Here is a 20252-nt window from a genome sequence, read left to right on the forward strand (position 1 = left end):
GTCTTTTGCTTTTATTGTATAGAATTAAAACAGTGTAATACAGTTCTTCACGTATGTTCTAAAACCTGCTTCCTATGAGAAAATATTTGCGTCTGAAACCAGACCGCAATATATCGCTTAAAATGAGTCGTATAAGTGCTTGCATTTACCAATAAAAAAGCACTCATGTTTTGAGTGCTTTTCGATGTTATAAAAATGACTTAAATTTCACGTACTGCGCCTTTTGCAGCACTGGTGGTATGCATTGCATACGCTTTTAACGCTTTTGAAATTTTACGTGGACGTTCTTCAACAGGATGCCAGCCTTTGGCTTCTTGTGCTTCACGGCGTGCTGCCATTGTCACTTCATCCACAGCTAGGTTGATGCTACGATTTGGAATATCAATTTCGATCAAATCGCCATCTTCAACCAAACCAATCGCACCACCTTCAGCCGCTTCCGGTGAAACATGACCAATTGAAAGACCTGATGAACCACCTGAGAAACGACCATCGGTAAGCAAGGCACATTCTTTACCTAAACCTTTGGATTTTAAGTAACTGGTTGGATACAACATTTCTTGCATACCAGGACCGCCACGTGGACCTTCGTAACGAATCACAACCACATCACCTGCTTTGATTTCATTACCTAAAATCGCATCTACTGCTGAATCTTGGCTTTCAAATACACGTGCTGTACCGTTAAATTTTAAGATTGAATCATCAACACCAGCCGTTTTAACGATACAACCATCCAGTGCAATGTTGCCATAAAGTACTGCTAAACCACCGTCTTTAGAGAAAGCATGTTCTGCATTACGGATCACACCATTTTCACGGTCACCATCTAATTTTGAATAATAGCGATCTTGTGAGAATGCTGTTTGAGTCGGTACACCACCTGGTGCTGAACGGAAGAAATTATACACCTCTTCATTTTCAGTACGGATGATATCCCATTTGTCTAAAGCATCTTTTAGCGATTTTTCATGCACTGTACCCACAGAAGTATCAAGTAAACCAGCACGATCAAGCTCACCTAAGATCGACATGATCCCACCTGCACGATGTACATCTTCCATATGCACATCATTTTTTGCAGGTGCAACTTTACACAATACAGGAACTTTACGAGATAAGCGGTCAATGTCATCCATAGTAAAGTCAACGCCTGCTTCGTTTGCAGCAGCGAGCAAGTGCAATACAGTATTGGTAGAACCGCCCATCGCAATGTCCAAAGTCATGGCATTTTCATACGATGCTTTGGTCACCATTTCACGTGGTAAAACACTATAGTCATCTTGTTCATAATGACGTTTTGCCAATTCAACAATCAATGAACCTGCACGTTCAAATAGTTTTTTACGGTTGGCATGTGTTGCCAAAGTTGAACCATTGCCAGGAAGGGATAAACCTAAAGCTTCAGTTAAGCAGTTCATTGAGTTTGCAGTAAACATTCCCGAACATGAGCCACACGTTGGACATGCTGAGCGTTCGTACTCTGCAACTTCTTCATCAGTATAATTATCGTCTGCAGCAACAATCATCGCATCAATCAGGTCAATGGCTTTATCATTACCACGGATTTTAACTTTACCCGCTTCCATTGGACCACCAGACACAAACACCACTGGAATGTTTAAACGCATCGCTGCCATTAACATGCCCGGTGTGATTTTGTCACAGTTCGAAATACAAACCATCGCATCGGCGCAGTGTGCACTCACCATGTACTCAACAGAATCGGCAATTAAATCACGTGATGGCAATGAATACAGCATCCCATCATGCCCCATCGCAATACCATCATCCACAGCAATGGTGTTGAATTCTTTTGCAACCCCACCTGATGCTTCGATTTGGCGTGCAACAAGTTGACCTAAATCTTTTAAATGTACATGACCTGGTACAAATTGAGTAAATGAGTTCACCACCGCAATAATTGGTTTACCAAAATCTTCATCTTTCATCCCAGTCGCACGCCATAAGCCACGTGCACCCGCCATGTTTCTTCCGTGTGTTGATGTTTTTGAACGATAATCAGGCATGTTCTATTTCCAATGAAGTTTATGCTTGAGTAGAGTATCTAAACTTACTCTGGCTAAATAATATAAATATGTGAGCTTAAATCTGTTGAAATTTGGAGCATTATACTACAGCTCTGTCATGAACCCATGAGCAGATCCAGCATTTCAGGACAATGATGTATTTTCATCTTGAATGATTTAAGAAAATATGAGTTTAAAGTTAATATAACGCTATACAGATAAATTAAATACCAAACTTTCATGAATAATTTTTAATTTTTTTATAATTATTAGTTATCAAAGTTCATGAAGAACTTTGATAACTGCATAGCAAATTACGGTTTTTCAGGACGCAGATAAACGGGACAATTTTTTCCCAATGAATCTACACAAAAGTAAATTTTTTCATTTGATTGTTTCTTTAAAAAATTTAATGTCGACGTTCCTGCTTGATTCTCAGTACTACCTGAACAATCTGCTTTTTGATTATCTGTTTCAAACTGAATCGCAACAGCTGGTAATTCAAAAGTTTTTTCAGAAGTGAGTACACTATAACGCCCTGTAATCACTTCTTGATTGCCCTTGATTTCCACTGCACCATCATCTGAAAACTTATAATGCTCAATACATGTTGTATCAGATCGAATTAATCCCCAAGAAGTTGAAGACAACAAAGAGGATAAGGAGGGAGATTGTGTTAATTCAGCAAAACTGACTGAACTCATGAACATTAAACCCAAAACCACCATTAATCGCATCTTTCTCCTCCTTATCACTTTGTCTTATCAAATTACCACTGCACATTTACACGGCGATTCGGTGCTAAGCACTGAATTAAGCCTGCTGTTTTTGCACCTACTTGGCATTGTTGGTAAATCGTGGTTGAACCATTTCCTTGTAAAGAAATAATGTCTGGGTTTACCCCTTGTTGTACCAACAGTTGAGCAACAGTATTTGCACGATTGGCAGATAGTTGTTGATTATAAGCATATTTACCTAAACGGTCTGCATAACCCGAAACTTCTACACGTTGTGGATTGTCTGCCTTGATTTGTTCAGCAATGCTGTATACTGAACTATAACCTTGATCAATCGCTTGTGGATCATGACGGTCAAATGCAAATAATACATTAGCATTTTTACGCTGTTTATCAACAGGATAAACTGTTTGTGGTGGCACTTGGTTATTTGCACCATAAACCATCAAACCCTGACATTCTTCACCTTTCCAATATAAATTTTCAGATAATTTATCTTTATTAAAATCTATACGTAATTGGCAACGCTTATATTGATTGCTATTTGGCTGACGAATATCTAAAACATAATTCCATGTTTTTACAAAGAATAAGCCTTCATTAAATTGAGGATTACCTAAAATAAAACGGATTTGATCCTTAGTTAATCCTTTATCTAAACGAGCGACTTCATCATATTCATAACGATGTACTTGTTTTAAATAACTGTCTTTCACTTCAGGAAAAGTGATTTCTTCTGGTGTGTTTTGTGGATCAATTTCAGCTGCATAAGTCAGGTTTGTCACTAGACCACTAAGCACACTGAACATCAAAATTGTGTTTAATGTTTTCATTTATTTATCTCTCTGAGTATAGGGAAAATAGAGGAAGATCCGAAGAACTTCCTCGTCTAGTGAAATTAGTCAATTACACCGCTGATACCGATACGAACACTTGGATCACCTTCAGTACCTGCTGCAATACCACCAGTTAATGACCAGCGACCATTATCAGCAGTTTTACGTAAGGTCACACCTACAGCGCTTTGTCCACCATGGTAAGCAGCACCTGCCGCATAGGTATATTTACCAGGAATATACGGTGCATTTTCTAATGACATTGCTGCTGCAATACCCGCATTTGCACGTTTTTCAACATCATCAATACGTTGGTTCGTTGAATAGAACGCTTGTTCTAAATTATTACTTACCTGATTGATTTTGTTACCTAGCTCTTGATCTGCTTTATTTAGAGCATCAATTGCACCACCTACATTGTTATACTTGCTGTCACCAACCGTATAAGAAGGTGCTTGTGTAAAGCTGCCTGTAATATTGTCAATTGCTGCACCACCACCTAAGTATTCAACAACTTTTTGGTTTGTTTCGACTTTTTGTGCATGAAGCTGTGAACCATTAATCGCATCTTTTGAAGTTGCATTAATCGCACCATCTTTCACACCAGTGATCACACGATCGCCATCTTTACCAGCCATGTTAACCGTTGTACCACCTGTGTTCTTACCTACAGTGATGTCTGCTTTTGAGCCACCTGTTTGTTGTACTAAACCAAGTGAGCCATTGTTAATCTCATTTTTGATATTACTAATATCAGTCGTGTTTTGATTAACTTTCTGTTCAACATTCCACAATTGACCGCCATTTACAGCATCTTTAGAACCTTGTGCAACTTTACCATCAGCAACATTGGTTAATGTCGTGCCTTTATCACCACCACCTAAAGTGACACTGCCTTTATTTACAGTACCATCAGTATTTTTATCATACTGCACAGCATTGTTATTGGCTTGGTCAACTTTATTGTTAATGTTGGTAATTGCATTGTCTAATTGACCTTTGTTCACAGCATCATTGTCTTTTTGACCTGCAGCAACATTCGTAATGACTTTATTACCTGCATTAATACCTGCTGTTGTTACACTTGGACCATTTTTAATCACAAGCCCAGTACCACCAAGTTGAACGGCTTGACCAATAGATACACCGCCAGTATTAATAATCGTATCACCAGCTTTTAATTGTTCAATGTCCAATTTCTTGTTCAATTGAACAGCTAGCTTCGCATTACCGTCTTTGTCATTGGTTTGCTTCACAGTGACATTATTATCCCCCACAAACTCAACAGATGCTTTTGGTTTAATGGTTTGTGATTGATCACCTGCTTTCACTGTCCAGCCTGCATTAGCAGTCGTATCTACATTAGTAACAGCCTTATTAAGCGCATCTAATGCATCACCAACATTGCTTTGAGTACCGCCACCAACATTATAAGTTGGTCCTGTAATCGTACCATTTTGTTGGTCAACTTTAGCACCACCACCTAAACTGTTTACTAAGCTCTGTTGTGTAGTTGTCACTTGATGATCTACAGCTTTCAACTGTGCAACGTTTACAGCATCTGAATTCGCTGTACCCGCTGCAACACCAGTGATTTGACGGTAAATGCCTTTACTTGCATCACCAACTGCGACAGCACCTGTTGTACTTGTGGTTTTCTTAATTGCATCGCGATCATCAGCTGTTGCCTGAGCCAATGCATAACCTGCAACATTTGCCCCTGTAGTTGCAGCAGACTTGTTACCAAGAACTACTGATCCTTCAACAGTTTGTGTTACATCATTACCCAGTACAAAAGTATTGTCTGTCTTAACAGTATTATTATTACCTACAGAGTAACTATTATTACCATCAACTGTGCTTGGGTCACCCAATGCACCAGAGTTGTTTCCTTTGACAATATTGCCAGTACCAATACTAATAGACTGATTGCCTAGCGCTTGTGCACCATGACCAATTGCAATCGTTGATATTCCACCGACTTTAGAACCAGAGCCTAAAACTACCGAATCTGTAGCTTGAGCAGAAGCTTGGGTATTATGACCAACAGCGACAGTACTTGTTGCTCCATCAGCAATAATAGCATTTACACCAATTGCGGTAGAGTTTTTACCTGCAGCACTTGAGTCATTGGTTTGACCAATTACACCACCTTCAACTTGTTCATCCACTGCATTGGTATGGAAATACTTAGCACCTTTAGTATTAATATTAGTTACTGTTTCAGCAATATTACGACGATCTGTCGTATTTTGTCCTGATACATTATATGTTTCAAACAACTGACTTGGCTTGCCATCTGTGGTACCAATAATATTCGTCACATCATTTTCAATTTTTTGATTTAAGACTTTATTTAATTGGTTCACATTCACAGCATCAGTATCAGCTGTACCAGCTGCAACATTCTTGATCTGAGTGTTTCCAGCATCAATACCTTTATTTGATATTGAAACGTTTCCGACCTTCACTTGATCAAAGTTTACATTTTTCGCAGTAGCAACCGCATAGTTCGTTGAGCCATCAGCGTTCGTACCGCTTGTCACGGTAATATTATCACCTGCTGTTACAGTTGTTTTGGCTTTGTTCGCAGCAGTATTTACATTCTTAATCGCATCATCGATGTTGGTCGCACCTGTTCCACCAATGTTTTGAACAATGTTGGTCACGTTACCTTTGTTGTCTACATACGCATCTTTACCGACCAGATCATGAATCTGACTACCATTCACAACATCTTTCGAACCGGCACCAATTGAGCCTGCTTCAACACCCGTAATGGTATTGGTTTTGCTGTCTGTAACAACATTACCAACCGTTACCTTGTCAAATTTCACATCTTTCTTGGTAGCTACGTTGTAGTCGGTTGAACCATCTGCATTGGTTGTCGAAGTCACAGTAATGTTGTCGCCTTCGCTTACTGTTGTTTTCGATTTCTTCGCTTGGTCTGCTATCGCTTCTGCAATCGTATTGTAGCTGCCACCATTGGTTGTGAATGGACCTGTGATGTTGCCTGCATTGTTGGTTACACCACCACCAATAATATTTTTGGTGCTGTCTTGTGCTGTATTTAACTGGTTACCTGTGATCGCTTCAGTTGAGCCTTTTGCAACCGTACCATCAGCTAAGCCACTGATCTTGTTCGTCGTCGCATCGGTTACAACATTGCCTACAGTGACTTTATCAAAGTTAACGTCTTTCGCTGTTGCAACGGTATAGATCGATTGTCCATCTTTACCTTTTACTTCTGAAACAGTGATGTTGTCACCTTGTTTAACTTCAGTCTTCGCAGCTTTCGCAGTGGTATTTACATTTTTGATCGCATCATCAATGTTGGTCGCACCTGTTCCACCAATGTTTTGAACAGTGTTGGTCACGTTGCCTTTGTTGTCTACATACGCATCTTTACCAACCAAATCATGAATCTGGCTACCATTCACAACATCTTTCGAACCTGCACCAATTGAGCCTGCTTCAACACCCGTAATGGTATTGGTTTTGCTGTCTGTAACAACATTACCGACCGTCACTTTGTCAAATTTCACATCTTTCTTGGTAGCTACGTTGTAGTCGGTTGAACCATCTGCATTGGTTGTCGAAGTCACAGTAATGTTGTCGCCTTCGCTTACTGTTGTTTTCGATTTCTTCGCTTGGTCTTCTATCGCTTCTGCAATCGTATTGTAGCTGCCACCATTGGTTGTGAATGGACCCGTGATGTTGCCTGCTTTGTTGGTTACACCACCACCAATGATATTTTTGATGCTGTCTTGTGCTGTATTTAACTGGTTACCTGTGATCGCTTCAGTTGAGCCTTTTGCAACCGTACCATCAGCTAAGCCACTGATCTTATTCGTCGTCGCATCGGTTACAACATTGCCTACAGTGACTTTATCAAAGTTAACGTCTTTCGCTGTTGCAACGGTATAGATCGATTGTCCATCTTTACCTTTTGCTTCTGAAACAGTGATGTTATCACCTTGTTTAACTTCAGTCTTCGCAGCTTTCGCAGTGGTATTTACATTTTTGATCGCATCATCAATGTTGGTCGCACCTGTTCCACCAATGTTTTGAACAGTGTTGGTTACGTTGCCTTTGTTGTCTACATATGCATCTTTACCAACCAAATCATGAATCTGGCTACCATTCACAACATCTTTCGAACCTGCACCAATTGAGCCTGCTTCAACACCCGTAATGGTATTGGTTTTGCTATCTGTAACAACATTACCGACCGTCACTTTGTCAAATTTCACATCTTTCTTGGTAGCTACGTTGTAGTCGGTTGAACCATCTGCATTGGTTGTCGAAGTCACAGTAATGTTGTCGCCTTCGCTTACTGTTGTTTTCGATTTCTTCGCTTGGTCTTCTATCGCTTCTGCAATCGTATTGTAGCTGCCACCATTGGTTGTGAATGGACCCGTGATGTTGCCTGCTTTGTTGGTTACACCACCACCAATGATATTTTTGATGCTGTCTTGTGCTGTATTTAACTGGTTACCTGTGATCGCTTCAGTTGAGCCTTTTGCAACCGTACCATCAGCTAAGCCACTGATCTTATTCGTCGTCGCATCGGTTACAACATTGCCTACAGTGACTTTATCAAATTTAACTTCTTTCGCAGTGGCTACAGTGAGGTCATTACCACTACGTGTAATCTTAATGTTGTCGCCATCTTTGAATTGAACTGTATCACTGGCTTTAACTGCTGAAGCAGTATCTCCATTCGCTTGCAATTTCCATGTTTGGTTTTGCAAGTTGGTGATGTCACCCGCATTTTTGGTGATGTTAGTGGTATTGGTCGCAACATTTTCGTTAGTAGCAAATAATTGGCTACCATTCACCGCATCTGTCGATGTCGCTGTTAAGTCACCTTTTGCTACATTGGTGATCTTATCACCACCTACATCTAAACCATTCGTTGTGCTGGTCAATACTGTGCTGTTGGTCGCATCGCCAATCGTCACTTTCGGTGTAGTTACACCCGTATTGTTAATAACAGTATTACCTGTTGTAACACTACCCACTGCACCAAGATCAAGTTTGTCTGCCAATGCAATTTCTAGTTTTGCATCGTCATCCGCACCTGTTTGTTTTACAGTAATGTTGCCATTGGTACCTTTTACATCCAGTTTGCCATTCGGTCCAACGTTAGCTTGGTCAGTGCCCGAACCTGTCACATTAAAGCCAGCATTCGCTGCCGTATTGATGTTCTTAATCGCATCATCAATCGTGCTTTGGCCTGTACCGCCGATATTTGTATTGGTCAATGTACCTGTCGTCGGATTATATGCAGTTGTACCACCGATGATGTTTTTAACACCTTCGCCTTGCGCATTTAACTGACTACCATTAATCGCATCAGTTGAAGTTTTGGATACTGTACCTGCACTGAGACCTGTGATTTTTCCGCCATCAATTACAGTGCCATCCACTGTCACTTTATCAAAGTTAACTTCTTTCGCAGTGGCTACAGTGAGGTCATTACCACTACGTGTAATCTTAATGTTGTCGCCATCTTTGAATTGAACTGTATCACTGGCTTTAACTGCTGAAGCAGTATCTCCATTCGCTTGCAATTTCCATGTTTGGTTTTGCAAGTTGGTGATGTCACCCGCATTTTTGGTGATGTTAGTGGTATTGGTCGCAACATTTTCGTTAGTAGCAAATAATTGGCTACCATTCACCGCATCTGTCGATGTCGCTGTTAAGTCACCTTTTGCTACATTGGTGATCTTATCACCACCTACATCTAAACCATTCGTTGTGCTGGTCAATACTGTGCTGTTGGTCGCATCGCCAATCGTCACTTTCGGTGTAGTTACACCCGTATTGTTAATAACAGTATTACCTGTTGTAACACTACCCACTGCACCAAGATCAAGTTTGTCTGCCAATGCAATTTCTAGTTTTGCATCGTCATCCGCACCTGTTTGTTTTACAGTAATGTTGCCATTGGTACCTTTTACATCCAGTTTGCCATTCGGTCCAACGTTAGCTTGGTCAGTGCCCGAACCTGTCACATTAAAGCCAGCATTCGCTGCCGTATTGATGTTCTTAATCGCATCATCAATCGTGCTTTGGCCTGTACCGCCGATATTTGTATTGGTCAATGTACCTGTCGTCGGATTATATGCAGTTGTACCACCGATGATGTTTTTAACACCTTCGCCTTGCGCATTTAACTGACTACCATTAATCGCATCAGTTGAAGTTTTGGATACTGTACCTGCACTGAGACCTGTGATTTTTCCGCCATCAATTACAGTGCCATCCACTGTCACTTTATCAAAGTTAACTTCTTTCGCAGTGGCTACAGTGAGGTCATTACCACTACGTGTAATCTTAATGTTGTCGCCATCTTTGAATTGAACTGTATCACTGGCTTTAACTGCTGAAGCAGTATCTCCATTCGCTTGCAATTTCCATGTTTGGTTTTGCAAGTTGGTGATGTCACCCGCATTTTTGGTGATGTTAGTGGTATTGGTCGCAACATTTTCGTTAGTAGCAAATAATTGGCTACCATTCACCGCATCTGTCGATGTCGCTGTTAAGTCACCTTTTGCTACATTGGTGATCTTATCACCACCTACATCTAAACCATTCGTTGTGCTGGTCAATACTGTGCTGTTGGTCGCATCGCCAATCGTCACTTTCGGTGTAGTTACACCCGTATTGTTAATAACAGTATTACCTGTTGTAACACTACCCACTGCACCAAGATCAAGTTTGTCTGCCAATGCAATTTCTAGTTTTGCATCGTCATCCGCACCTGTTTGTTTTACAGTAATGTTGCCATTGGTACCTTTTACATCCAGTTTGCCATTCGGTCCAACGTTAGCTTGGTCAGTGCCCGAACCTGTCACATTAAAGCCAGCATTCGCTGCCGTATTGATGTTCTTAATCGCATCATCAATCGTGCTTTGGCCTGTACCGCCGATATTTGTATTGGTCAATGTACCTGTCGTCGGATTATATGCAGTTGTACCACCGATGATGTTTTTAACACCTTCGCCTTGCGCATTTAACTGACTACCATTAATCGCATCAGTTGAAGTTTTGGATACTGTACCTGCACTGAGACCTGTGATTTTTCCGCCATCAATTACAGTGCCATCCACTGTCACTTTATCAAAGTTAACTTCTTTCGCAGTGGCTACAGTGAGGTCATTACCACTACGTGTAATCTTAATGTTGTCGCCATCTTTGAATTGAACTGTATCACTGGCTTTAACTGCTGAAGCAGTATCTCCATTCGCTTGCAATTTCCATGTTTGGTTTTGCAAGTTGGTGATGTCACCCGCATTTTTGGTGATGTTAGTGGTATTGGTCGCAACATTTTCGTTAGTAGCAAATAATTGGCTACCATTCACCGCATCTGTCGATGTCGCTGTTAAGTCACCTTTTGCTACATTGGTGATCTTATCACCACCTACATCTAAACCATTCGTTGTGCTGGTCAATACTGTGCTGTTGGTCGCATCGCCAATCGTCACTTTCGGTGTAGTTACACCCGTATTGTTAATAACAGTATTACCTGTTGTAACACTACCCGCTGCACCAAGATCAAGTTTGTCTGCCAATGCAATTTCTAGTTTTGCATCGTCATCCGCACCTGTTTGTTTTACAGTAATGTTGCCATTGGTACCTTTTACATCCAGTTTGCCATTCGGTCCAACGTTAGCTTGGTCAGTGCCCGAACCTGTCACATTAAAGCCAGCATTCGCTGCCGTATTGATGTTCTTAATCGCATCATCAATCGTGCTTTGGCCTGTACCGCCGATATTTGTATTGGTCAATGTACCTGTCGTCGGATTATATGCAGTTGTACCACCGATGATGTTTTTAACACCTTCGCCTTGCGCATTTAACTGACTACCATTAATCGCATCAGTTGAAGTTTTGGATACTGTACCTGCACTGAGACCTGTGATTTTTCCGCCATCAATTACAGTGCCATCCACTGTCACTTTATCAAAGTTAACTTCTTTCGCAGTGGCTACAGTGAGGTCATTACCACTACGTGTAATCTTAATGTTGTCGCCATCTTTGAATTGAACTGTATCACTGGCTTTAACTGCTGAAGCAGTATCTCCATTCGCTTGCAATTTCCATGTTTGGTTTTGCAAGTTGGTGATGTCACCCGCATTTTTGGTGATGTTAGTGGTATTGGTCGCAACATTTTCGTTAGTAGCAAATAATTGGCTACCATTCACCGCATCTGTCGATGTCGCTGTTAAGTCACCTTTTGCTACATTGGTGATCTTATCACCACCTACATCTAAACCATTCGTTGTGCTGGTCAATACTGTGCTGTTGGTCGCATCGCCAATCGTCACTTTCGGTGTAGTTACACCCGTATTGTTAATAACAGTATTACCTGTTGTAACACTACCCGCTGCACCAAGATCAAGTTTGTCTGCCAATGCAATTTCTAGTTTTGCATCGTCATCCGCACCTGTTTGTTTTACAGTAATGTTGCCATTGGTACCTTTTACATCCAGTTTGCCATTCGGTCCAACGTTAGCTTGGTCAGTGCCCGAACCTGTCACATTAAAGCCAGCATTCGCTGCCGTATTGATGTTCTTAATCGCATCATCAATCGTGCTTTGGCCTGTACCGCCGATATTTGTATTGGTCAATGTACCTGTCGTCGGATTATATGCAGTTGTACCACCGATGATGTTTTTAACACCTTCGCCTTGCGCATTTAACTGACTACCATTAATCGCATCAGTTGAAGTTTTGGATACTGTACCTGCACTGAGACCTGTGATTTTTCCGCCATCAATTACAGTGCCATCCACTGTCACTTTATCAAAGTTAACTTCTTTCGCAGTGGCTACAGTGAGGTCATTACCACTACGTGTAATCTTAATGTTGTCGCCATCTTTGAATTGAACTGTATCACTGGCTTTAACTGCTGAAGCAGTATCTCCATTCGCTTGCAATTTCCATGTTTGGTTTTGCAAGTTGGTGATGTCACCCGCATTTTTGGTGATGTTAGTGGTATTGGTCGCAACATTTTCGTTAGTAGCAAATAATTGGCTACCATTCACCGCATCTGTCGATGTCGCTGTTAAGTCACCTTTTGCTACATTGGTGATCTTATCACCACCTACATCTAAACCATTCGTTGTGCTGGTCAATACTGTGCTGTTGGTCGCATCGCCAATCGTCACTTTCGGTGTAGTTACACCCGTATTGTTAATAACAGTATTACCTGTTGTAACACTACCCGCTGCACCAAGATCAAGTTTGTCTGCCAATGCAATTTCTAGTTTTGCATCGTCATCCGCACCTGTTTGTTTTACAGTAATGTTGCCATTGGTACCTTTTACATCCAGTTTGCCATTCGGTCCAACGTTAGCTTGGTCAGTGCCCGAACCTGTCACATTAAAGCCAGCATTCGCTGCCGTATTGATGTTCTTAATCGCATCATCAATCGTGCTTTGGCCTGTACCGCCGATATTTGTATTGGTCAATGTACCTGTCGTCGGATTATATGCAGTTGTACCACCGATGATGTTTTTAACACCTTCGCCTTGCGCATTTAACTGACTACCATTAATCGCATCAGTTGAAGTTTTGGATACTGTACCTGCACTGAGACCTGTGATTTTTCCGCCATCAATTACAGTGCCATCCACTGTCACTTTATCAAAGTTAACTTCTTTCGCAGTGGCTACAGTGAGGTCATTACCACTACGTGTAATCTTAATGTTGTCGCCATCTTTGAATTGAACTGTATCACTGGCTTTAACTGCTGAAGCAGTATCTCCATTCGCTTGCAATTTCCATGTTTGGTTTTGCAAGTTGGTGATGTCACCCGCATTTTTGGTGATGTTAGTGGTATTGGTCGCAACATTTTCGTTAGTAGCAAATAATTGGCTACCATTCACCGCATCTGTCGATGTCGCTGTTAAGTCACCTTTTGCTACATTGGTGATCTTATCACCACCTACATCTAAACCATTCGTTGTGCTGGTCAATACTGTGCTGTTGGTCGCATCGCCAATCGTCACTTTCGGTGTAGTTACACCCGTATTGTTAATAACAGTATTACCTGTTGTAACACTACCCACTGCACCAAGATCAAGTTTGTCTGCCAATGCAATTTCTAGTTTTGCATCGTCATCCGCACCTGTTTGTTTTACAGTAATGTTGCCATTGGTACCTTTTACATCCAGTTTGCCATTCGGTCCAACGTTAGCTTGGTCAGTGCCCGAACCTGTCACATTAAAGCCAGCATTCGCTGCCGTATTGATGTTCTTAATCGCATCATCAATCGTGCTTTGGCCTGTACCGCCGATATTTGTATTGGTCAATGTACCTGTCGTCGGATTATATGCAGTTGTACCACCGATGATGTTTTTAACACCTTCGCCTTGCGCATTTAACTGACTACCATTAATCGCATCAGTTGAAGTTTTGGATACTGTACCTGCACTGAGACCTGTGATTTTTCCGCCATCAATTACAGTGCCATCCACTGTCACTTTATCAAAGTTAACTTCTTTCGCAGTGGCTACAGTGAGGTCATTACCACTACGTGTAATCTTAATGTTGTCGCCATCTTTGAATTGAACTGTATCACTGGCTTTAACTGCTGAAGCAGTATCTCCATTCGCTTGCAATTTCCATGTTTGGTTTTGCAAGTTGGTGATGTCACCCGCATTTTTGGTGATGTTAGTGGTATTGGTCGCAACATTTTCGTTAGTAGCAAATAATTGGCTACCATTCACCGCATCTGTCGATGTCGCTGTTAAGTCACCTTTTGCTACATTGGTGATCTTATCACCACCTACATCTAAACCATTCGTTGTGCTGGTCAATACTGTGCTGTTGGTCGCATCGCCAATCGTCACTTTCGGTGTAGTTACACCCGTATTGTTAATAACAGTATTACCTGTTGTAACACTACCCACTGCACCAAGATCAAGTTTGTCTGCCAATGCAATTTCTAGTTTTGCATCGTCATCCGCACCTGTTTGTTTTACAGTAATGTTGCCATTGGTACCTTTTACATCCAGTTTGCCATTCGGTCCAACGTTAGCTTGGTCAGTGCCCGAACCTGTCACATTAAAGCCAGCATTCGCTGCCGTATTGATGTTCTTAATCGCATCATCAATCGTGCTTTGGCCTGTACCGCCGATATTTGTATTGGTCAATGTACCTGTCGTCGGATTATATGCAGTTGTACCACCGATGATGTTTTTAACACCTTCGCCTTGCGCATTTAACTGACTACCATTAATCGCATCAGTTGAAGTTTTGGATACTGTACCTGCACTGAGACCTGTGATTTTTCCGCCATCAATTACAGTGCCATCCACTGTCACTTTATCAAAGTTAACTTCTTTCGCAGTGGCTACAGTGAGGTCATTACCACTACGTGTAATCTTAATGTTGTCGCCATCTTTGAATTGAACTGTATCACTGGCTTTAACTGCTGAAGCAGTATCTCCATTCGCTTGCAATTTCCATGTTTGGTTTTGCAAGTTGGTGATGTCACCCGCATTTTTGGTGATGTTAGTGGTATTGGTCGCAACATTTTCGTTAGTAGCAAATAATTGGCTACCATTCACCGCATCTGTCGATGTCGCTGTTAAGTCACCTTTTGCTACATTGGTGATCTTATCACCACCTACATCTAAACCATTCGTTGTGCTGGTCAATACTGTGCTGTTGGTCGCATCGCCAATCGTCACTTTCGGTGTAGTTACACCCGTATTGTTAATAACAGTATTACCTGTTGTAACACTACCCACTGCACCAAGATCAAGTTTGTCTGCCAATGCAATTTCTAGTTTTGCATCGTCATCCGCACCTGTTTGTTTTACAGTAATGTTGCCATTGGTACCTTTTACATCCAGTTTGCCATTCGGTCCAACGTTAGCTTGGTCAGTGCCCGAACCTGTCACATTAAAGCCAGCATTCGCTGCCGTATTGATGTTCTTAATCGCATCATCAATCGTGCTTTGGCCTGTACCGCCGATATTTGTATTGGTCAATGTACCTGTCGTCGGATTATATGCAGTTGTACCACCGATGATGTTTTTAACACCTTCGCCTTGCGCATTTAACTGACTACCATTAATCGCATCAGTTGAAGTTTTGGATACTGTACCTGCACTGAGACCTGTGATTTTTCCGCCATCAATTACAGTGCCATCCACTGTCACTTTATCAAAGTTAACTTCTTTCGCAGTGGCTACAGTGAGGTCATTACCACTACGTGTAATCTTAATGTTGTCGCCATCTTTGAATTGAACTGTATCACTGGCTTTAACTGCTGAAGCAGTATCTCCATTCGCTTGCAATTTCCATGTTTGGTTTTGCAAGTTGGTGATGTCACCCGCATTTTTGGTGATGTTAGTGGTATTGGTCGCAACATTTTCGTTAGTAGCAAATAATTGGCTACCATTCACCGCATCTGTCGATGTCGCTGTTAAGTCACCTTTTGCTACATTGGTGATCTTATCACCACCTACATCTAAACCATTCGTTGTGCTGGTCAATACTGTGCTGTTGGTCGCATCGCCAATCGTCACTTTCGGTGTAGTTACACCCGTATTGTTAATAACAGTATTACCTGTTGTAACACTACCCGCTGCACCAAGATCAAGTTTGTCTGCCAATGCAATTTCTAGTTTTGCATCGTCATCCGCACCTGTTTGTTTTACAGTAATGTTGCCATTGGTACCTTTTACATCCAGTTTGCCATTCGGTCCAACGTTAGCTTGGTCAGTGCCCGAACCTGTCACATTAAAGCCAGCATTCGCTGCCGTATTGATGTTCTTAATCGCATCATCAATCGTGCTTTGGCCTGTACCGCCGATATTTGTATTGGTCAATGTACCTGTCGTCGGATTATATGCAGTTGTACCACCGATGATGTTTTTAACACCTTCGCCTTGCGCATTTAACTGACTACCATTAATCGCATCAGTTGAAGTTTTGGATACTGTACCTGCACTGAGACCTGTGATTTTTCCGCCATCAATTACAGTGCCATCCACTGTCACTTTATCAAAGTTAACTTCTTTCGCAGTGGCTACAGTGAGGTCATTACCACTACGTGTAATCTTAATGTTGTCGCCATCTTTGAATTGAACTGTATCACTGGCTTTAACTGCTGAAGCAGTATCTCCATTCGCTTGCAATTTCCATGTTTGGTTTTGCAAGTTGGTGATGTCACCCGCATTTTTGGTGATGTTAGTGGTATTGGTCGCAACATTTTCGTTAGTAGCAAATAATTGGCTACCATTCACCGCATCTGTCGATGTCGCTGTTAAGTCACCTTTTGCTACATTGGTGATCTTATCACCACCTACATCTAAACCATTCGTTGTGCTGGTCAATACTGTGCTGTTGGTCGCATCGCCAATCGTCACTTTCGGTGTAGTTACACCCGTATTGTTAATAACAGTATTACCTGTTGTAACACTACCCACTGCACCAAGATCAAGTTTGTCTGCCAATGCAATTTCTAGTTTTGCATCGTCATCCGCACCTGTTTGTTTTACAGTAATGTTGCCATTGGTACCTTTTACATCCAGTTTGCCATTCGGTCCAACGTTAGCTTGGTCAGTGCCCGAACCTGTCACATTAAAGCCAGCATTCGCTGCCGTATTGATGTTCTTAATCGCATCATCAATCGTGCTTTGGCCTGTACCGCCGATATTTGTATTGGTCAATGTACCTGTCGTCGGATTATATGCAGTTGTACCACCGATGATGTTTTTAACACCTTCGCCTTGCGCATTTAACTGACTACCATTAATCGCATCAGTTGAAGTTTTGGATACTGTACCTGCACTGAGACCTGTGATTTTTCCGCCATCAATTACAGTGCCATCCACTGTCACTTTATCAAAGTTAACTTCTTTCGCAGTGGCTACAGTGAGGTCATTACCACTACGTGTAATCTTAATGTTGTCGCCATCTTTGAATTGAACTGTATCACTGGCTTTAACTGCTGAAGCAGTATCTCCATTCGCTTGCAATTTCCATGTTTGGTTTTGCAAGTTGGTGATGTCACCCGCATTTTTGGTGATGTTAGTGGTATTGGTCGCAACATTTTCGTTAGTAGCAAATAATTGGCTACCATTCACCGCATCTGTCGATGTCGCTGTTAAGTCACCTTTTGCTACATTGGTGATCTTATCACCACCTACATCTAAACCATTCGTTGTGCTGGTCAATACTGTGCTGTTGGTCGCATCGCCAATCGTCACTTTCGGTGTAGTTACACCCGTATTGTTAATAACAGTATTACCTGTTGTAACACTACCCGCTGCACCAAGGTCTAGTTGTTTCTTTAAAGCAAAATCAATAGTTGTTTTTGTTTTACCATTTGCATCAGTAACTTGTGCTGTTGATACATCTAAATTATTTTCAGTAGAAGTTAAACCAATATCAACACTATCACCTGCTTTGATAGCTTTACTTGCAAGATTTGGTGTTGTAGATGTTGTTCCATTAGAACTTGATAAATTCCAACCTGCATCTAATGCAGCAACTGTGGATTTAACATCATTATACGTTTTCCCATTCACCGTATATACAGGAGTTATTAATTTACCTGTCGTTGGATCAACTGGCGCACCAAAAGCATCTGCAAGTTTTTTTGTTGTTTGTTCTAATGCCGTATTTGTTTGGTACAACTGCGAACCATTAATTGCATCTGTACTGCTTGCTGAAACTTCCCCAGGCGCAACGTTAACAATTTGACGCTCTTTACCTGTACTACCAATACTCACAACACCCACCGAGGTACCAGCAAAATTATACGTAACTCCATTAACAGTCTGATTAAACCATTGGTGTTTTGCTTTATCAACAGAGTCTGCACCAAGTACCACACTGTTTGCATTGCTAATTTGAATATTATTACCAATCGCAACAGAATTTGTACCTGCAGTAGAAATTGTTGCATCACCACCTAAAGCAATCGACCCAGTTGCTTGTGCTTTTGCTCGACTACCAATCGCAACAGCTTCAGCTCCCGTAGTATCATCCAATCCAGCAACAGAGCCGACACCAATCGCTACGGTATCTAAGCTTGATGAATTAGCTTTCGTACCTAAAGCTGTACCATTTTCAGCAGCAAGGCTTGTTGTTGCTCCTGTTCCTAAAGCCTGAGATTGTTTTCCATTTGCTTGAGCATTTAGCCCCATTGCCATAGAACCATCACCAACTGCTTTAGATGTTGCCCCAATCGCCACACCACCAGCACCATTTGCATTAGCAGTCATACCAATGGCTGTTGAAAAGTTCCCTTTCGCTGTTGCTGTTGCACCAATAGCAACAGCACCACCACCTGAACTTTCTGTGGAAACGTAAGCACCTGATAAATTATTACCAGTCAAAGCTGTGAACTGACCCTTCATATTCACATCGTTTGTAATACCTGTAATGTCATCCCCACCAATTGCTACCGAGGCATCACCATGAGCACGAGTATTCGCACCTAATGCTGTAGACTGGTCACCAAGTGCTTGTGAGTCAGCGCCAATCGCAACCGATTGTCCTTGCAAAGATAATGCAGAAGATCCTAATGCAATTCCTTGTGTACCACCTGTTCCAGCAGCACCTGTCATTAAACTTTGATAAGCTGCTTGAGCAGCATTCCCTGTAAGATTAATGACTTTTCCACTAGAAGTTGTAATGGTACCTATCATAGCACCACTCACATTTTGAAAATCAAAATTAAAAGTACCAGTTGAACCCCCAGTAGTACCTGTTAATCTTGAAGTTGTATTTGTTGTAATATTTAAGGTTCTTGAACCTGGTGTTCTGCCACCTGTATCACCTACAGCCATTGCATCGTTTTGTCCCCCACCAATTGCAATAGAGCCACTACTTGCAGCGTATGTATTTTTACCTATTGCAGTTGACCGTGAACCTGCTGAATTACTCCCTGCCCCCATTGCAATAGAATAGTCACCTGAAGCATTTGCTCTATCTGCTACTGCTGTTCCACTACCGATTGCAATGCCTGTTCCAGATGCAGAACCTGTTGCCGTTCCACCTGTACCATTTGTACCAGCAACCCACGCCGCAGAAACATCTGCACTAAAGGTCACCATTAAACTTACCGTTGCAGCACCAACGATTTTAGTCACTTTAGAAGACTTGGTTTTGCCTTTTGCAAGCTCAGAAACCGCCACCCAAGTACCCAAGGTTGCATTCCAAATCACTTTATAAATCTTATTCATTAGATATTCCTCTAGGGTGACGCTGAGAGCCTACTTTAGAACTCTTACAAAAGCGTCTATAAATCACACAAAATTAATTACAATTAAATAACGAACCACATCAAAAAGCAATATAATTATGTGACTTTGTTTGCACTTTTTTATATTTTTATGATGTTATTCCAAACCGCTTCTTGCCAGTTTATTATTTAACCATAATTTTATAAAAATAACTATTATTCATATAGTTAAGAATAATTAAAAGTTTAGTTGTTTTTATGCAGAAAAATTAACTTATTGTAATAAATAAATATTTTAATTATTATAAAGTTAGAATTTGATTTTATTAAAATTAACATAACTTGTTTTTTATTATCTTTTAACTTTCTAATTCGAACTAAAATCGCTGAAAAAAGTCTGATTTGATCTAGCTTTGCTATAATTATGCAA

General features: G+C 41.2%; 4 protein-coding genes. All 4 read right to left on the minus strand.

Translation table 11 applies throughout. The features are described from left to right. Positions 1-200: 200 nt before the first annotated feature. Complete coding sequence (ilvD, locus tag HUS24_RS10155) at positions 201-2030, minus strand: dihydroxy-acid dehydratase (protein ID WP_173911915.1); 1830 nt, start codon at positions 2028-2030, stop codon at positions 201-203. Positions 2031-2344: 314 nt separating this feature from the next. Next, the gene (locus HUS24_RS10160; protein ID WP_173911916.1) at positions 2345-2767 is read right to left on the minus strand and encodes a hypothetical protein; all 423 of its coding nucleotides are present in this window, start codon (positions 2765-2767) and stop codon (positions 2345-2347) included. Between the two features lie 32 nt (positions 2768-2799). Further along, positions 2800-3600, minus strand: a complete 801-nt coding sequence (locus HUS24_RS10165; RefSeq protein ID WP_173911917.1) for an OmpA family protein — start codon at positions 3598-3600, stop codon at positions 2800-2802. A gap of 65 nt (positions 3601-3665) precedes the next feature. Then, the gene (locus tag HUS24_RS10170) at positions 3666-19823 is read right to left on the minus strand and encodes an ESPR-type extended signal peptide-containing protein (protein WP_173911918.1); all 16158 of its coding nucleotides are present in this window, start codon (positions 19821-19823) and stop codon (positions 3666-3668) included. Positions 19824-20252 lie beyond the last annotated feature (429 nt).

The sequence above is a fragment of the Acinetobacter sp. Marseille-Q1618 genome (assembly GCF_902809855.1).
GTDB lineage: Bacteria > Pseudomonadota > Gammaproteobacteria > Pseudomonadales > Moraxellaceae > Acinetobacter.